Source organism: Pedobacter steynii (assembly GCF_900103665.1).
GTDB lineage: Bacteria > Bacteroidota > Bacteroidia > Sphingobacteriales > Sphingobacteriaceae > Pedobacter > Pedobacter steynii.
In genome coordinates, this window is record NZ_FNGY01000016.1 from 110,036 (window position 1) to 127,444 (window position 17,409).

General features: G+C 44.1%; 12 protein-coding genes. 5 read left to right on the forward strand and 7 right to left on the reverse strand.

Translation table 11 applies throughout. From position 1 onward, the window contains the following. The first annotated feature begins 273 nt into the window (after positions 1 to 273). A complete protein-coding gene (locus BLQ87_RS31000; protein WP_074612784.1) occupies positions 274 to 2,187 on the forward strand; it encodes an amidohydrolase in 1,914 nt (637 codons plus the stop codon). Between the two features lie 54 nt (positions 2,188 to 2,241). Here the strand turns inward: BLQ87_RS31000 and BLQ87_RS31005 are convergent, their stop codons facing one another. Then, positions 2,242 to 4,638, reverse strand: coding sequence for an outer membrane beta-barrel family protein (locus BLQ87_RS31005; RefSeq protein ID WP_074612785.1), 2,397 nt, complete (start codon positions 4,636 to 4,638; stop codon positions 2,242 to 2,244). Positions 4,639 to 4,803: 165 nt separating this feature from the next. Continuing rightward, on the reverse strand, positions 4,804 to 5,865 hold the full coding sequence (locus BLQ87_RS31010) for a helix-turn-helix domain-containing protein (RefSeq protein WP_074612786.1): 1,062 nt from the start codon (positions 5,863 to 5,865) through the stop codon (positions 4,804 to 4,806). A 127-nt stretch (positions 5,866 to 5,992) separates the two neighbouring features. Between BLQ87_RS31010 and BLQ87_RS31015 the strand changes: the two genes are divergently transcribed. Continuing rightward, entirely contained in the window at positions 5,993 to 8,602 is a 2,610-nt protein-coding gene (locus BLQ87_RS31015; protein WP_074612823.1) for an MGH1-like glycoside hydrolase domain-containing protein, read from the forward strand. Here BLQ87_RS31015 and BLQ87_RS31020 read toward each other — a convergent pair. Then, the gene (locus tag BLQ87_RS31020) at positions 8,573 to 10,096 is read right to left on the reverse strand and encodes an AMP-binding protein (RefSeq protein ID WP_074612787.1); all 1,524 of its coding nucleotides are present in this window, start codon (positions 10,094 to 10,096) and stop codon (positions 8,573 to 8,575) included. The two genes, BLQ87_RS31015 and BLQ87_RS31020, sit on opposite strands and share 30 nt — an antisense overlap. After that, entirely contained in the window at positions 10,080 to 10,940 is an 861-nt protein-coding gene (locus BLQ87_RS31025) for an SDR family NAD(P)-dependent oxidoreductase (RefSeq protein WP_216857889.1), read from the reverse strand. The genes BLQ87_RS31020 and BLQ87_RS31025 overlap by 17 nt, the downstream gene beginning before the upstream one ends. Before the next feature lie 105 nt (positions 10,941 to 11,045). Between BLQ87_RS31025 and BLQ87_RS31030 the strand changes: the two genes are divergently transcribed. Together BLQ87_RS31030 and BLQ87_RS31035 are read left to right on the forward strand one after the other, a co-directional pair. Then, positions 11,046 to 11,711 (forward strand): DUF2625 domain-containing protein, encoded by a 666-nt coding sequence (locus BLQ87_RS31030; RefSeq protein WP_074612788.1) that lies wholly within the window; start codon positions 11,046 to 11,048, stop codon positions 11,709 to 11,711. Positions 11,712 to 11,718: 7 nt separating this feature from the next. Then, positions 11,719 to 12,333, forward strand: coding sequence for an HD domain-containing protein (locus BLQ87_RS31035; protein WP_074612789.1), 615 nt, complete (start codon positions 11,719 to 11,721; stop codon positions 12,331 to 12,333). On the opposite strand, the gene BLQ87_RS31040 is transcribed toward BLQ87_RS31035, so the two are convergent. After that, entirely contained in the window at positions 12,330 to 14,366 is a 2,037-nt protein-coding gene (locus BLQ87_RS31040) for a hypothetical protein (RefSeq protein ID WP_143010605.1), read from the reverse strand. The genes BLQ87_RS31035 and BLQ87_RS31040 overlap by 4 nt on opposite strands. Positions 14,367 to 14,471: 105 nt before the next feature. Between BLQ87_RS31040 and BLQ87_RS31045 the strand changes: the two genes are divergently transcribed. After that, positions 14,472 to 15,041 (forward strand): DUF922 domain-containing protein, encoded by a 570-nt coding sequence (locus tag BLQ87_RS31045; RefSeq protein ID WP_074612791.1) that lies wholly within the window; start codon positions 14,472 to 14,474, stop codon positions 15,039 to 15,041. A 55-nt stretch (positions 15,042 to 15,096) separates the two neighbouring features. On the opposite strand, the gene BLQ87_RS31050 is transcribed toward BLQ87_RS31045, so the two are convergent. Next, on the reverse strand, positions 15,097 to 15,834 hold the full coding sequence (locus BLQ87_RS31050) for a LytR/AlgR family response regulator transcription factor (RefSeq protein WP_074612792.1): 738 nt from the start codon (positions 15,832 to 15,834) through the stop codon (positions 15,097 to 15,099). Further along, positions 15,831 to 17,327, reverse strand: coding sequence for a sensor histidine kinase (locus BLQ87_RS31055; protein ID WP_074612793.1), 1,497 nt, complete (start codon positions 17,325 to 17,327; stop codon positions 15,831 to 15,833). Before BLQ87_RS31055 ends, BLQ87_RS31050 begins: the two co-directional genes overlap by 4 nt. Positions 17,328 to 17,409: the final 82 nt, after the last annotated feature.

The window sequence follows — 17,409 nt, forward strand, 5'->3', positions numbered from 1 at the left end:
AAATCCTTCAGTCCAGGAGGCGACAGAAAGCGGAGTGGCAAATCATGAATCGTCATTCTCCACGTAGAAAACAACCAATCACCCAACGGAAATAAAATCAGGCAGGCAATTTTAAGGAGTTTGAAGACAAAAAAAAATACTTAAAATTAGGTATATGTAAAAAACACCATCGGTTGTTTTTGTAATTCATTCTTAAAACATCCGCACACCTATTGCTTTTTACGTAAAAAATTGTTATTATTGAATTAATTAACCCTATAAAACGCTCTCCTTATGGAAAATCAAAAGTCAGCCCACCTGGGCTGTACGCATTGCGCGTGCAACAATCCAATGTGGAACATCCTCGAAGAGGAATTATTTCATCCCGAAAAAATCTCGAAAGCTGCGGAAGGACTCAAACATCATGCTTCCCCGGAAGCCTTATCGCTGGTGATTTCGGGCGGTACCATCAGACCGCTTACAGATGGAGAAATGAATACTGTTGAAGCCATCGGCATTCACCAGGGTAAAGTAATCGCTACCGGTAAAAAAGATGATGTCGAAACTGAAATGCGCAATCAGGGTATTGCCTTTGCATCCAGGCAGCTCGAGGATTACGAGGTCCTGCTCCCGGGATTTATAGACCCGCATGTTCATATCGTTCCAACTGCGCTACTGATGGGATGGCTGGATTTGAGCAGGTTCTATGACCAGAAGTTAAAACCAGAATATACACCAGATACGATTGCCACCCTCATCAAAGAGGAACGGAATGGCCCCAATAAAGAGAAATACAACAAAGGAGCCTGGCTATTGGGTAAAGGAGCTGATCCGGCATTGATGCCTTTTGTATACGACGATCCCAATGCGGAAAATGGCATTGGTTTGACGACTTTCACCTGCGATTCATTAGACCTGATCGTTACAGATGTGCCCCTGCTGATGTTAAGCGCATCTATGCATACCGCCTATGTCAATACCAAAGCACTACAACTGACCTATGATCATACTCCAGACATCAACGACAAAATGACTTTCGAGGAGTATAAAGCAAGTAACCACGGACAACTGCAGGAAGGCCTTGGAATGGAGCCTGCTTTAAAAACCATCCCGCTATCACAACTTGCTGAAATGGTGATTGGTTGTTTTTCTCATCTGCAAAAGTTTATTGAAGAAGCAAACAGACGCGGAAATACCTTCCTCTATGATGCGGGAATGAATGATGTGTTCAAAAGTCTGCTCAAGATCTACCTTCAGTTTTACCCGAATAACATCCGGATTGGCGCCGCAAAGATGTGCAGTACACAAAAAGATGCCGATAAACTAACGCAATACGAACCGGTTACCGAATACTCGGATATCTATTATGGAAATGCGAAAATCATCTCCGATGGTTCTAATCAGGGTTTAACAGGCTACCAGTCTGAACATTATTGCTGTCTGCCGGATTCTAAAGGGAAATTTAATTTTACAACAGAACAGGATCCTGAACCCGTCGAAGTTCCGGCACCCTACAGAGAACTCCTGAATACCATTGCCATAAAATGGGGCTGGCCACTCATGACCCATGCAAACGGAGATGAAGCCATCAACTTTACCATCAAGGTATATGAAGAGGTGATCAAAAACCAAACTGGCAGCCCGGTCAGACACCGGATAGAACATGCCTCTTTACTTTCAGATCAAAACATTAAGGACTTGAAAAGACTGGAAATTCTGCCAAGTTTCCTGATTGGACATGTCGGATACTGGGGCTACGCTTTCCGTACAGCTATATTTGATAAAAAGGCGGAAATTCTGGACCGCTGTAAATCGGCACTTGATGCGGGATTAAGGATCTCCCTGCATACCGATTGTGAAGTGACCCAACTTGGCCCCTTACGCATGATGGAACAATCGATTACCAGAATCATGGAAGCAACACCGGAGAATCCTGAGGCTCATGTCCTGAATGCGGCAGAATGTATCAGTCCGGAGCAAGCCCTGCGCGCGGTAACCACTGATGCGGCTTACCATTGCTATGCTGAAAAATGGGTAGGCAGCTTGGCGGCCGGCCATTTCTCAGATTTTGTGATCCTTAAACAAGACCCCCTCCATCTGAAAAAGAATTACATGCACATGCGTGATATCGAAGTCCTGGAGACTTGGAAAGGAGGAGTAATGGTTCATCAGCTCGTTGTTCCCGAACAGGTTTTGAGTAACGCTTAAAATGTATAAAGCAGGTCTATCCATTGCGGTGTTTAGCAAGGATAGACCTGTTGATTAGTTTGCCCTGTTGTTTTCTGCCTGCCCTGTTGCCTTATTTTTGTAACTGTTGTTTTTCAGCTTCCCAAAACTATAGGTCGCCATCAGCCTGAAATAATTGTTGTTATAGGTTCTGTTATAGAAGATGTCCGTTTGCCCAACGCTGTAATTTCCGGAACTATTTGTTTTACTGAAAATATCGTTTGCCAAAAACTTTAACTTCAGCGCATCGTTAAAAAACTCTTTATCAATACCAATGCTGACTGATGATCTGCTTCGGTCCTGATATAACCCGGAGGACCTGTCGCCAAGATACCAGGCCAACAATTGCAGTTTAAACAGGTTTTTCACCTTAAACGTATTGCTGGAATACAAATACCATTGCGGCCTCGAAGGCTGAGAAACAAAAGAAAACTCATCGTCTATCATTTTAGTATAACTCAGGTTCGCCGTATTTATGGCCGTCCAGAATCCAACACCCGTGGAGACGGAAAGCGCAGCGAAATAAGCATGACTTTTATCGAGGTTGATGCCTTTTAAAACATAGCTGTTGGGCGTATTTCCCCTCAAAGCAGCGGCAGTAAGCGGATCAATCACATAATTATAACCCACTCTCAGGTCAACTTTCCGGTAATTTGCCCCCAATTCAAAGGAATGGACTTTCTCCGGCTGCAGATTGGGGTTTCCTTCAATAGTGGTAAAAGGATCCTGATAAATCACAAAGGGATTTAATGCCTGATACCTTGGCCGGGTAATCCTCGACACGTAAGCAGCACTTAATTTAAGCTGATCAGAAATCATCCTGCTGAGCAGCAGGTTCGGAAAAACATTAAAATAGTGATCACGGATCACCTGTCCTCCCCCCACACTTGTATTCAAGGTATAATTGGTCCATTCTCCCCTAAGGCCTATTCCGAAGTTCGTTTTGCCGATCATCAAACCGCTGTAATTGAGATAAGCAGCCGGTATTTTTTCCCTATATTCAAAATCACTGGATAAGTTTTCATCCGGCTTAAAATCGCCGCCATTGTCTGCGATCAGGAAATTTGTACCTGAATTGGTATTCACATAACTGAATTTAAGCCCAAACTCCAGCTTCTCTCTGCTACGGAACACTTTTGTATAATCAACCTGGGTACTGGAAATCAGAATTTTGTGCTCAACATCATTTTTTAAGGCCCTGAAACCATCCGTTCCATCAATCAGACTCCGTTCATCAATAAGATCATTGATGTCGGCATGATAATCCGAATACTGACTGCCGACAAATAATACAGAACCCAGCGTGTCTGTCGTCTGGTTGTAATTAAGGGTAAAGGAGTGGTTTAACCGCCCTTCGTCCTTTTTGATATCGCTCGTGTAAAATCGTGTCCCTTCCCTGGTGGTAATGCTGTTTCTACTGTCCTGGCTTCCGCCCTGTTTTTCTAAATTGCCGCTGTAACCTAAGGAAACACTCTGATCCTTACTGATATTGTACTGAGCACCCAATCCATAATTGGAGAAATTACGGAGTTTACGTCGCCAGTTTGTGGTTAATTCTGATCGTAAATAATCATTTTCGGAAGGCCTGGTTCTGGTAGTATATAACCGCTCCCGGTTGCTCCCCTGAAACAGCCCATAGTTCCCTACCAGCGCAAATTTTCCCTTGTTGTAATTGAGATCAAACATGGTATTGGTATTCGCACCCGCAAACTCAGACGCCGTAACCTGCTGGCCGACAGACCCGAGAACGCCCATTCCTGTATTCACTTTGGTAATGATATTAATGACCGCTTTTCCTTCCGCATCATATTTTGAAGAGGGATTGGAAATGACCTCAATCTTCTCGATCTGCGAAGTGGGAATAGAAGACATGCGTTCAGCAGTAATGAGCCTGCCATTGAGGTAAATGGCAGCTTCACCTTTACCTGCCACAGCAATCTGTCCGTCACTGACGATGACATTGGGAGCCCTGCTGAGTATCTCTGTCAGGGAACTGCTATTCGCAAGAATGGTATTGGCGACCTTCACTTCCAGGTTGCCATTGCTCATATACCTGGTTAACGGCTGCTGGGCACTGATCCGAACTTCATTCAGTTGAAGGTGATGCTGTTTTACAATGATTGTTCCCAAATCAACATGTGCTGCCCCTTTGTATTTGATCCTGATCAGGGTATCGGCAAAAAGTAAGGAGGTTAATTTCAAGGTGATTTCTTTCTGATTGATATCTGACAACTCAAAGCTGCCGTTGAGGAAACTAATGCCTTTTACAAAAGTGGGATCTTCAGCAGAGTGGAGCAGTGCATTTCCCATAAGGGGCTCTTGTTTTGAATCGATCACCTTTGCAGAGATGCTCCGGATATTTTGAGCATTTGATTTTAAGGACTGAAAAAATAAAGTAGTGGTACTGAGGAATGCGATCAGCAGGATTTTCATTTGTGAACTGGGTTTGGTTTTTCTTTTTCACAAACGTCAGGAGTAAATTCCCGCAACAGGTAGCGGAAAGCAGAATCAGGAGTACGGATTTATCAATTCGTACAAAAAGGGTTCTTTATAAGGAGATAGAGGCCCCTTTTTGCAGGATACTTAATACACCTGAAATTACTTTTTCAATGTATTCTGCTGATAACTCAGGGGCGTGGTCCCCGTAATTTTTTTAAAAGCAGCAAAGAAAGTAGATTTTGAGTTAAAACCTACTTCATAACCTATGGATTCCAAGGTAAGCCGATGATCTGTTGAGATGATCCGGCAAGCTTCATTGATCCTGAATTCGTTGACAAACGTGGTAAAGTTTTTACCGAGGTTATCGTTCAATAGTTGCGACAATTGATGACTGCTCACATGGATCCCTTTTGACAGGTCGCTTAATTTTAAATCCGGGTTTCTGTAAACCGCCTGCTCGGTCATCACCCTTTCCAGCTTTCCAAGTAAAGTTCCGGCCTCTTCTTCCTGTAGTTTTTTACCGGTGTACTTATTCGGACTGAACAGAAACAAATCGTCGGTCTTCTTTCTGTATAAAAGCACTGAAATAATCAGATACAGGATCAGAGAAAAGCCAATGGAACCACTGATATAAGAAGTAAACGGCGCCCGGATCATCGCTAGAAAAAAGCTGATGAAGATGACCACATTTCCAAAAAAGATCATCAGCAACCATACCTCAGCGGCAGTAAGCTGTTGCCCTTTTGCAATCATCTTCTTTAGGGTATCTTTGATCACAAAGCCGGAAACAACAAGAAAAATAAACCATTGGCAATAAATAACCTTGCCAAAATATTGATTCCAGAGCCCTGGATAATTTTCATAAGGATAACAGATCCCTACAACAAGCACCGGCAGAAATAGCAAAGCAATCATCCATTTCCAGGATTTAGGCATGACCTCCAATCCCTTAACCGCAGATTTTAGAAAACAATAAAGGAGCGGGCCGATGAAAAAGCAGGCCGAAAGACCAATCTGCAGGTAAATCTTCGGCAAGTTGCCATCAAAATATACAAAGACGGATTTACCAATCCGTACACTCAGGGCAAACAATAAGGCACCAAGGAAATAATTGCTGAGGTACTTCTTCTTCGTAAAAAAGGAAAAGTATAAGCTCAGAATAAGCCCGTTGAAAGCGCCCAAAGCACTAAAAAAAAATAAAAGTTCCTTACCGATGTTCATAAATGGCTATAGCTTCTGGCATTTCAAATGTAATTCTTTTTCTGCGAATAGCCCGCAAATTGACATTCATCTGCATTTTAAGCAAAGATTAAAGTGCTAACTTTAAAGATCAATTTTAATCATGCAGATGAGTCAGGAAGCAAAGCGCCTAAAAACAGAGGGTTGGAAAAAATGGGGGCCATACGTATCGAACCGCCAATGGGGAACTGTGAGAGAAGATTATAGCGATAACGGTGACGCCTGGCAATATAGCACCCACGACATGGCCAGAAGTAAAGCCTGGCGATGGGGAGAAGAAGGTATTGGCGGCATCTCCGACGACCGGCAGCTCTTATGTTTTGCGCCTTCTTTCTGGAACGGAAAGGACCCTATACTTAAAGAAGTCTTTTACGGCCTCACGAACAGCGAAGGCAATCATGGGGAAGATGTAAAAGAACTTTTTTACTACCTGGACTCCTCACCCAGCCATGCTTACCTGAAAATGCTGTACAAATATCCGCAACAGGCATTTCCATACGAATCACTGCTTCAGGAAAATGCCCGCCGGAGCAAGAAAGATCCTGAATTTGAACTGATAGACACCGGTATTTTCGACAACAATGAATATTTCGATATTTTTATTGAATATGCGAAGTCCGATACCGAAGATATCCTGATTAAAATCACCGCCCATAACCGAAGCGCAAACCAGGCGCCTTTAACGGTGCTCCCTACCCTTTGGTTTCGCAACCGCTGGTCCTGGGGACATCACGACAAAGACCTTTCCATTTCAGAAAAGAGCCAGGCAGAACTGGCCATCCAGCACCATACTTTAGGGGATTACTTCTTTTACGCAGAAAATCCATCACAATGGCTGTTCACGGAGAATGAAAGCAATACCATGAGGCTCTATAACTACGACAATGGCAAACAATACTATAAAGATGCGATCAATAGCTTTGTAGTAGAGCACCTAAAGAAAGCGGTCAACCCAGCGGGAACAGGCAGCAAGGTGGCTGCATTTTGCCATTTCGATATCCCTGCCGGTGAATCCGTAACCTTACAATTCCGGTTGTGTAAAGGAATCAATAAAAAGCCATTCGCGGATTTCCAAAAGATCTTTGCGCTCCGCAAGCAGGAAACGGACGATTTTTATGAGAACTTACAAAAGAAAACCAAATCAGTCGAAGAGCAGTTGATTCAGCGTCAGGCTTTAGCAGGATTGCTTTGGAATAAACAGTTTTACAATTATAGTGTGAGCCGCTGGCTGAAAGGCGACCCTGCCGAACTTCCCCCTCCGGCAGGTCATAGCAGTTCCCGAAACCTGAACTGGAAACACATCAACAATGCCGATATCATCTCCATGCCTGATAAGTGGGAGTTTCCATGGTATGCCTCCTGGGACCTGGGTTTTCATTGCCTCAGCCTCGCACTGGTAGATGCCGACTTTGCCAAACAACAGCTCTCCATGCTCTGCAAAGAATGGTACATGCACCCCAACGGACAGTTGCCGGCATACGAATGGAACTTCGACGACACGAATCCTCCGGTTCATGCCTGGGCAACATTAGAGGTCTATAAAATGGACAAACAGCAAAATAATGGCAAAGGAGACCTGTTTTTCCTGGAATCTGTTTTCCAAAAACTACTGATCAACTTTACCTGGTGGGTAAACCGAAAAGACGATAAAGGAAGTAACATCTTTTCCGGAGGCTTCCTCGGTCTGGATAACATCGGGGTGTTCGACCGCAATACCAAACTTCCCTCGGGTGTACGCATAGAACAGGCAGACGGAACGAGCTGGATGGCCATGTATGCACTCAATATGATGCAAATCTCGCTGGAACTGGCACTCCATAACAAGGTTTATGAAGATATGGCCTCCAAATTCTTTGAACATTTTCTTTATATCGCAGGAGCAGTCATGAACATCATGGGGGTTGGTGATACGGGACTCTGGGATGAAGAAGATGGCTTCTTTTACGATGAATTGTCTACGGACGACAGCCATTCTGTCAAGCTGAAACTGCGCAGCATGGTGGGCCTGATTCCCCTGTTTGCGGTAGCGGTCATCACAGACGAGACCTTAAAAAAACTGCCTGAATTTGCCGCCAGGATGCAATGGTTTCTGGAACACCGCCAGGACCTGGCTTCCCTGGTTTCCCGCTGGACAGAAAAAGGAACGGACGATAAACATTTGCTGAGCCTGCTTCGTGGTCACCGGATGAAACTGATCCTCAACAGAATGCTGGACGAAGCGGAGTTTTTAAGCGATTATGGCATCAGAAGCCTGTCCAAAAGCTATGAACAACAGCCTTATGTATTTCCAACGGAAAAGGAAGAATTCGTGGTCAAATACGTCCCGGGAGAAAGCGACAGCGGCATGTTCGGCGGCAACAGCAATTGGCGGGGCCCGATATGGATGCCGGTGAATTTCCTGATCATCCAGAGTCTCCTTCGCTTCCATGATTATTATTCGGATGATTTTAAGGTGGAATATCCCAAAGGCTCCGGAAACTTCAGCTCACTGAAGGAGATTGCCCATGCCCTCTCCCAAAGGCTGATTTCGATTTTTAAACAGGATGAAGATGGCAAACGCGCCTGTTTTGGAGGGTATGAAAAACTACAAAGCGACCCGGAGTTCAAAGACTACCTCCTTTTTAACGAATATTTTGATGGAGACAACGGTAAAGGACTGGGTGCGTCCCACCAAACCGGATGGACGGCATTAATCGCGAACCTCCTGATCGAGCCATAATCTGGCGACTTTTCTATCTGGCTTTCCCATAGGGGTTAAAGGAATTGCTTCCGTAAACACCAGATGTTTCGGCATCTGGTACCGGGCTGCTTTTCCGGAAAGCCAGGAAAGGATTTCTTCTTTTGTAAGCTGCTCCCGGTCATGAAGGACAACAAATGCAGCCAAACGCTGTCCGAATGTTTCATCCTCAACCCCGGTCACCAGTACTTCCTTGATCAAGGGGTGCTGCATCAGCAGGAGCTCCAATTCATAAGGATAAACATTCTCACCTCCGGAAACGATCATATCATCCGAACGGCCCAGAAGGTAATAATAGCCGGCTCCGTCCTGATATCCCATATCTCCGGTGCTGATCCATTGATCCTTTTCTGCAGACCAGGCGCATTTCAACCAGAGCTGCCCCTCCCTGATCTGAAGGCTAACGCCATCCAGCGGTTTCCCTATTGTTCCAGGATATTTTTTCAAGTCCTCAGGTCCCGCAAGCAGGCAGACACCGGCTTCAGATGTTCCATAAAGATTGTATAGTTTATTGCCTAAATTCAGCATCGCATCCCCGGCTAAAACCGGAGAAAGCACCGCCCCACCGGAAATGATACATTTCAGCGACTGAAGGGCTTCTTTGTGCTCCTCCAGCATGCGCCGCAGCATGACCGGCACCAAGGTGACCGATTCAATCTGTTCCTCCCTGATCAGTGCACAAGCGGCCTTATGGTCAAATCCGGTCCGGATATAAACATCTTTTCCCATCAAATAGGAGAAGCAAAGTGCCGCGAGCCCAAAACCATGCGCAATGGGCGTCGCCACATATACCGACTGATAATTTTCAAATTTCAACCGGTCCAGCAGGGATAAAAACAATCCGGTATAGGCAGAAACAGAAGCTTTTCTTGCAGCAGATTTATAGAGCCCTGTTGTTCCTGAGGTTAGAATGACCACCCGGTTAAAACTCGATCTTTTCAACTTTTTCCCGCTCCTCAGATGGGCCGCATCTTTTAAATAACGGGATACAGTGCTTTCCCCTTCCCCATCAGCAGCAAGGCTTCGGTTTTCATAGCCCATCTCTAAAATCAGGGGAAGAAACGAAGCGTCATAAATGATAAAATCAAACTGATGCTGTTTCACCTGCCTTGTCAACTGTGCAGTCCCCATTTCTGAATTGAGCAGGTACACATCCGTCCCCAGATAAGCGGCAGCAAAGAGCGAGCTGATAAATGCAGGATGGTTCGCACAGACAATGGCTATTTTATTCCCTTTTTCGATCTGGTGATTTTCCTTCAGCCTGATGGCGAGGTTCTTCACGAGATGATACAGCTGCAGGTAGGTAAAACTGTCTTTTTCATGGACTAAAGCCAGCCTTTCGGGATACAACCAAGCCCCGAGACGTAAAATCGCCATGAGGTTTACCCCTCTTTTGAATAACGCTTTCAGCAGATAAAAGATGCCTTTTACAGAAAAGAGCTTTGCCTTTTTCAGCAGTCTAATGGCCTTTAGCATGGATCTTTTTCTTGAGGTTCGCGGAAATGAAGAATTCCCAGGGACGCCGAAACAGCACAGAGAATACCTGCGCAGGAAAGACCCACCAGGGCGAATAAATCCGGCTTCTTTTAATGATCGTCCGAAAGATAATTTCTGCGGCTTGTTCGGGTTGCATCGCCGGCATTTCCCGATAGGCCAGCGTTGGTGCCATCATGCGGGTGCGGACCAATGGAAAATAAAGGGAGGAACAGGCAATCCCCCTGGCTTTCAATTCCGGCGAAACACAGCGAAACCACTGATCAAATGCTGTTTTAGAGGCCTGATAAGCTGCCCATCCTGGCGCAGGTGCCAACAGCACATTGATGGCCGAAATGTTGATGATCTGCCCCTGCTGCTGCTCCAATGCAGGAATCAGCTTCAACATCATTTGCACCGGAGCTTCATAATTAAGCGCCATGGTCCTTTTAAAATCGTGAAAACGATCCAGCGAATCATAAACAAACCTATGGATCGACTTTCCGGCATTGCTGATCAGAATATCCACCTTCTCTAAGGAATACTGCCTCATGTACACGAATAAAGCGTTTAACGCTTCTTCATTTCTGAGGTCTGCAGAAAAAGTATGAACGATGGCCCCTCTTGCTTCCAGATCTTTTTTTAGTTCATGCAGTTTTTCATCTGTACGGGCTACCAAAATCAGTGTTACCCCTTCTCTTGCCAGACCATAAGCAACACATTCCCCAATGCCATAACTGGCTCCTGTGATCAACACAGTTTTGCCTTTTATGGCCCTGTTCAGGTCCTGTTGGTTTACTTTTACCGATGGAAACAAGAGACGTTCCAGTATTTTCTTCTTTTCCAATGTTTTACAAATTATCCCTGGTCCTGCTTAGGTTTCTTACTTTTAAAAGATATGAAGTTAAGAGAAATTTAATAACTTGAGCGCATATTCAATTGAAAAACCCAGATGCGTAAAGTAGAAGAACTGATTAATGAAGCAGATCCGGGATGGCCGGTAGTTCAGGAATGGATCGAAGCAGCAGTAAATAAAGTAGAGATTTTAGCGGTTGATCCGGAAAAAGCAACAGATGCGCTGTATAAAACTCAGGTCACTACACGTTCCCCAATGGGCGCAATTATATATATGACCGGCGGCATCCTGATTGATGATGGATGGATCAGGATTCTTGGTTCAGGAAGTCCGAAACTGAACCGCTCTTTACCGGACTGGAACAAAGGAAAAGCATTTGATAATTTTGGAGATGCCCCGGCATTTTTGATCGTCGCAGATGATATCCTTGGCGGTTCCTTTGTCTTAAATGGTGGCGGCCTTGGTGAAGACGTAGGAAAGATCTATTATTTTGCACCAGATACCCTTTCTTATGAAGCGCTGGACCTGTCCTATTCGGAATTCCTCACTTTCTGCTTCGATAATGACCTGAATTCCTTCTATCGTGGTTTCAGGTGGAAAGACTGGAGAACAGAAGTTTCAAATTCCCCGGGCGATCAGGCTTTTGGATTTTTTCCTTTTCTTTGGACAGCCGAAGGTAAGGACATAGAGAAAAACTCCAGAGAACTGATTCCTGTTGAAGAAGTGTATCGGCTAAACCTTTCCTTCAGGGAACAACTCTAAAACCGGGATGTTAAAGGAAACTTTTGTAAAGCTGGCAGCTACCTACACAGACGACAACCTGCTGATCAATGAGTTGTGGGAAGAAGTTAAGGCTGCCCATTCGACGCCTAAACGACATTACCATACCTTAAAACATCTTGAAAACCTATTGCACCAGCTGGAAGCGGTAAAGGACCAGATCAAAAACTGGGACGTCATCTTGTTTACGCTTTATTACCACGACATCGTTTACAATCCTTTAAAAGATAACAATGAAGAGAAAAGTGCAGAACTGGCGGAAGCCAGACTCTCTGTGCTTGCTGTACCAATAGAACTTGCCCGGCAATGTAAACAACAGATCCTGGCGACAAAAAAACATCTTTTGAATACCGATCCCGACACCAACTATTTTACCGATGCCGACCTCTCTGTTTTGGGGCAAGACTGGCCCCTTTATGCTGCTTACGCCGAAGGTGTAAGAAAAGAGTATTCCATTTATCCCGATCTGATTTACAAACCGGGAAGGAAAAAGGTGCTGCAACATTTCTTACAGATGGACCGCATTTTCAAAACGGATTATTTTTACAACAAGCTGGAAGCAACTGCGAAAAGAAACCTGGAACGGGAATTGGAAGCGCTTTAACGCTCAGTTTCTACTTTAAACAAACCCTTGTATTTATTGCGCAGACCCTCCGCTTGTTCGGGAGAAAGCAACACAAAGTTCTCATCAAGTAAATCCTGACGAAAAAAGTTACTGTCCTCGGGTAAAAAGTAAATGCCATAAGGAATACCTGCTTCCAAAAAAGCTTTGTTAATGGTGTTGATCATCAGATTGTTCTCCCAGGTCTGTCCTTCATTCTCTACTTTAAATTCATATTTCTTTTCCTTACAACGGAAAGAAAAAACCAACATTTCCTGGTCGGCATCTCCTTTTTCCGGAACCTTTTCATAATCGGCTACATATGCTGTAAGCACGTCCTTGTCCGTCTGCAGCAATCCTTTAATGCTCAGGTTTACCTGATACAAAAAACGCTCGAAAGTCCATGCTCCTCCCCCTGAGTTAAAAGCATTGGGAAGTTCTAATAACAAATTAGAAACAGATACCGGATTTTTCTCTCTGAATGTGGCAATGAGCTGCATGCGCTGCGCTTTATTTTTCAGGATGCATGAGGCCAGAAAAAAATCAACAGCTTCCGTAACCTGTGCACGTGTGAATCGCTGTGTCAGGTCATAACGTTCCCATGCGGTGTAGCTATAATCTCCGGGAGTACCGTTATAACAAGGGCTGATCTTACTTGCCATATATACATTTCTGGCAAAAGCTTCCTCTTTCTCGTTCAGCAGGGTCATCAGTATTGTTCCTGGTTCCTGGGATTCATAACCTGTAAACAGACCATGTTGTGTAAAGTACAGCCGACGCGGATCTTTCTGGTCTTCCAGGTAATGGTTCAAAAATTGAAAGTTCTGGGGCAAAATCCAGCTTTCTAATTCCCGCTCCTTTATCATTTCTTTATACAGAATATCATTGATCTTCACGTAAATATAAAACTGCCGGTTGTTCGGATACTTCATTTGGTCTTCCGCTTCGTCTTTTAACACATGAACTTCAAGAGCTGAATATTTGAAATTCAACAGTCTTGATGCCTTTTGCAAAACCAACTCGTAAAGCTGCTTTATTTTATCTGTGGGAATCTGGCCATAATCATCCCTCGTCATGTAATCAAATGGTTTGATCTCCGTTTCGTAATCCAGGCTCAGGTAGTTTTTGGTCGTTAAGGCCAGGTCATTGATGTTCAAAAGGGTATCTCTTTTGTAATTTTCAACCAGTTTCGTTGCAGCAGTTTTGTTTATAAAACCACTGGCAATAAGGCTGTCTAACAGGGAAATCTGTTGTTGCCGGTAATAAGGAAATTTATCATGGTAAGTGATCAGCGCTCTGATGTCGTCCATCATCCGGCGCTGACTTACCGAAGAGATGATTTCCTTTCCGTTATTGAACTTATCCTCCATCCTGGTATCTGCAGCATCGAGCAAACCTGCTTTTTTAAAGATAGCCAGCCATCCTAAATAAGGCTTAACCTGCTTCACCCGTTCCTCCTCCAGCGCTTTCGTATCTTTATCGAAAGAAACACTAAACTCAATGGTGCTGTCCCTGTAAAGCGGTTCCATCGCCGGGCCAAAATAGGCCCCAAAACGATCGGCTAGTATTTTTGTAGAATCAGTACCAGAACGTCCGTCACGATAAAAACCGGCGGCAGTATATAGGAATTGGAAAACATCCGTACGCGTTGGAAAATTAGTGGCAAGGAAACGCTCCTCCCTGATGGCGTATTCCTTTTCAAAATCAGGTTTTAAATTTAAGAGGGAATCAAAGTAGCTGATGGGAAAAATTCCCCGGCCAGGAAGGATATCGGTATAATCATTGAGAAAATAGACAGAAGAATTGGCCTCATCCAAAAAAGCCTTATGGAAGCCTTTGTATACTTCCAAAGGTTTTTTCTCCGCAAACCTGAGCAATTCGGCCTTTCCCTTTTGGGTTAACAATTGCTGATCGGTGAGTGATTCTGCAATACGGTTCAGTTCATCTGCCGATAGACGCTGTGCAAATCCAACATGATGCAGCAGCACAAGTAAAAAGAGTATCGCCCCGATACGGGCAGGGATTTTAGCACTCATCAATTATTTTTTTATAGGTATAGATCAGGATTCTGTAGCAAATTAGCCAAATATTTCTACGGATGAACAAAGCTTCTATTGCTATTTTTTATTTCTTTGTAAAATATGAGCGTTTCCCTCAAACAAATTTACATTCCTGCATGGATCATCGTCATCCTATGTGTTTTTAATCCGCAGCAAGTCTTTAGTCAGCAAAACAACCTGGACAGAATCGCATTGAGATGGGACTCATTTCGTAAGGTGCCCAACAGCAAACGTCCTTTTATTGCTTATACTGCCCATAAGACCATGCATAAATATAGGGCCACACAACGCGGAAATCAACTCTCCCTTAAATTTGAGGTGGGCGTCACACTGGATACGCAGCAAAGCTTTCTGGATCCTAACAAATTAAAAACGCTGGATGCTCCGGGCAAAAAGGCATTGCTAAATCATGAACAGGGACATTCTGATCTTGCCATTATCTATGGCAGAGTCCTTTATAGCCGTTTATCCAAAGGAGAATACAGCATCGCCGGCTATAAGAAAGAAGTGAAAAGCATTTACGATTCGGTCATGAAAGAACTGGCCCGGCTCAATATAAAATATGATATGGAAACCGAGCATGGCCAATATGAAGAAGAGCAGCAAAAATGGGATTTGTATTTTAAGAAGGGGCTCGAAGGAAAGTCTTAGCCTTGCAATAGCTACTTTAACCTTGCAGTAGCTGCTTTGCTTCGTGGTAGCTACTTTAGCCTTGCAACAGTTGCTTTAGCAAGTGTTTATAGTTTTTCCCCAAAGGCAGTTGCGTCGCATTTTTCAGGTATATCGTATTTCCTTCAATGTAATGCACAAACTTCTTGTTTAAGATATAGGATTTATGAATCCTTACAAAGTTTTCTGCAGGAAGCTGACTTTCAAAACTGCTCAAAGTTCTTGGCGTCAGGAGAAACCGCTGTTCTTCCCAAACTTTTACATAATTCCCCAGGCTTTCCAGATAACAGATTTCATCCAGGCGAAGCAGCACAAATTTCTTATCAGACTTGATATAGATCTGTCCTGGTTCAGTAACCGGGTTTGGAACTGGATTTGAAAGCGTGCTTGCTGTTGCGATGCCGGCACTGCTTTTTAAAGTATGCTCTGCAAGTGCCCGGTTTACAGCTTTTAAAAACCGTTCAAAGCGAAAGGGTTTTAACAGATAATCACAAACATCCAGATCGAAACTCTCCAAAGCATGTTCTTCATAGGCAGAAGTAATGATGATCAGCGGGCGCTGTTGTAATGTTCTTAAAAAATCCAGGCCGTTTAGCTTGGGCATCCGGATATCCAGAAAAATGAGGTCTACCGTATTTTTGCTTAAAAACTCCAGTGCTTCTGTTGCCCGGTAACACTGTCCGATGTTCGCTAAAAAAGAGACATCTGAAATGTATTTCAAGATCACATCGTGTGCCAGAGGTTCATCATCAACGATTAAACAGCGCATGCTCATAACAGGTTCAGGTATAATTCAGCCTTAAAAATAGACTTATTTATTTCTGTTTTCAGCATGTGTTCGCCAGGATATAACAAGGCCAGTCTCCTTTCCAGATTCATCAGACCAATGCCCGGCGTTTTTCCCGCCACTGGTTGCTCAAATGAATTTTCACAGCTGAAATAAAGGGTTCCGGCTTTACATTTCAGGAAGAGCTTCAATACGGCCCCCTCTTCGGCGGGCTCGATGCCATGCTTAAACGCGTTTTCTACGAAAATGATCAGCAATAAAGGCGCGATGGGCTGGTCTTCATTGTCGATCTCAGTCACAAATTCTAAAGTCAGGTTTCTCCTCAGGCGAAGCCGCTGCAACTGTATGTAATCCTGAATGTATTTTACTTCTTCCGCAATTCCCACCAAATCTTCTTTCCCTCTGTAAATCACATAACGCATCAGTTCAGAGAGCTGGAGAATGCTCTCCGGTGCTTCTTTTGCCTGCTGCAGACTCAATGCATACAGGTTATTCAGTGTATTGAAGAAGAAATGAGGGTTCAGCTGCTGTCTCAGCAAATCCAGTTCGGTCTGTGTTTTTTCCTTTTCCAGCGCAACGATCCGGCTGTTTTGCCTTGCCCATTGCAGGGCCAGTACGATGGGCAAACTGACCACCATGATTCCTGCCGCCGAAAAAGCATTTTCCATTTTAAAAGGATTACTGGAAATGGTTTCTCCCATAAGGCTGTTGATCGGCAGGCTGATTAAAAACTGCCCAAGGACAGGATATAAAAAGGCCACTGTTGCCAATACACTCAGCGCATACATCACCCTTCCCTGCTCCTTTAGGATTCTGGAAACCAGGAAATGACTGTTGATATAAAACAACAGGTAACCACATAAATACATCAGCAGAAACTGAAAGCTATAACTCAGGAAAGTCCAGAAATGATGGAAGATCAGGCGGAAGTTCAGTTCCAGGTAGATGAGGAGGTATCCCTTTTCCAGGTACTCCGGCTTTTCCAGCGAAGAAACGCCCATTGCCCCCAGAATCACCGAAACCAACACCAGACTGAGGAGAATGGCACCGTCAAGATCCAGCTTTTTCAACCAGTTCACATGCTTTACCTGAAGCTGAAAATAACGGTTAACCTCCAGTATCACTTCAAGTACCAGGGCCAAAATACCAGATACAAAAATAACACCTTCAAAAAAACCCCAGGGTTTTAGCCAGATCGTAAACAGCGTGCTGGCAGGCAGGCAAAGACCAAAACAAATCAGCCAGTATCCGATATAACGTTTCCTGTTTAAGTTGGCCTTTAACCGGCTTTTATGCCAGGAAAAGAACAGCGCAGGAAGCTGAGCCAAACCAAAAACAAGGATTCCTTTTAAATAGTTGCCCCAGCTGGAATCGGCCTCTTCCAGATTGTAGAGAATGGCAATCCAAAGGACCAGGCCCACAAAAAAAAGGAATTCCTGATGCAGCAAGCCCCGACCTGATTTAACTGACAAATTATTCATAAACGCATAAAGAACTATAAAGGAAGGCTGAATATGTTGGAACTACAAATCTTAATGACGAACGTCCTGATTTTAATGATGA

Bases quoted from the DNA above. Each gene is read 5' to 3' on its own strand.
- BLQ87_RS31000 (WP_074612784.1), top strand. From the start codon at position 274: ATGGAAAATCAAAAGTCAGCCCACCTGGGCTGTACGCATTGCGCGTGC.
- BLQ87_RS31005 (WP_074612785.1), bottom strand. From the start codon at position 4,638: ATGAAAATCCTGCTGATCGCATTCCTCAGTACCACTACTTTATTTTTT.
- BLQ87_RS31010 (WP_074612786.1), bottom strand. From the start codon at position 5,865: ATGAACATCGGTAAGGAACTTTTATTTTTTTTTAGTGCTTTGGGCGCT.
- BLQ87_RS31015 (WP_074612823.1), top strand. From the start codon at position 5,993: ATGAGTCAGGAAGCAAAGCGCCTAAAAACAGAGGGTTGGAAAAAATGG.
- BLQ87_RS31020 (WP_074612787.1), bottom strand. From the start codon at position 10,096: ATGCTAAAGGCCATTAGACTGCTGAAAAAGGCAAAGCTCTTTTCTGTA.
- BLQ87_RS31030 (WP_074612788.1), top strand. From the start codon at position 11,046: ATGCGTAAAGTAGAAGAACTGATTAATGAAGCAGATCCGGGATGGCCG.
- BLQ87_RS31035 (WP_074612789.1), top strand. From the start codon at position 11,719: ATGTTAAAGGAAACTTTTGTAAAGCTGGCAGCTACCTACACAGACGAC.
- BLQ87_RS31040 (WP_143010605.1), bottom strand. From the start codon at position 14,366: ATGAGTGCTAAAATCCCTGCCCGTATCGGGGCGATACTCTTTTTACTT.
- BLQ87_RS31045 (WP_074612791.1), top strand. From the start codon at position 14,472: ATGAGCGTTTCCCTCAAACAAATTTACATTCCTGCATGGATCATCGTC.
- BLQ87_RS31050 (WP_074612792.1), bottom strand. From the start codon at position 15,834: ATGAGCATGCGCTGTTTAATCGTTGATGATGAACCTCTGGCACACGAT.
- BLQ87_RS31055 (WP_074612793.1), bottom strand. From the start codon at position 17,327: ATGAATAATTTGTCAGTTAAATCAGGTCGGGGCTTGCTGCATCAGGAA.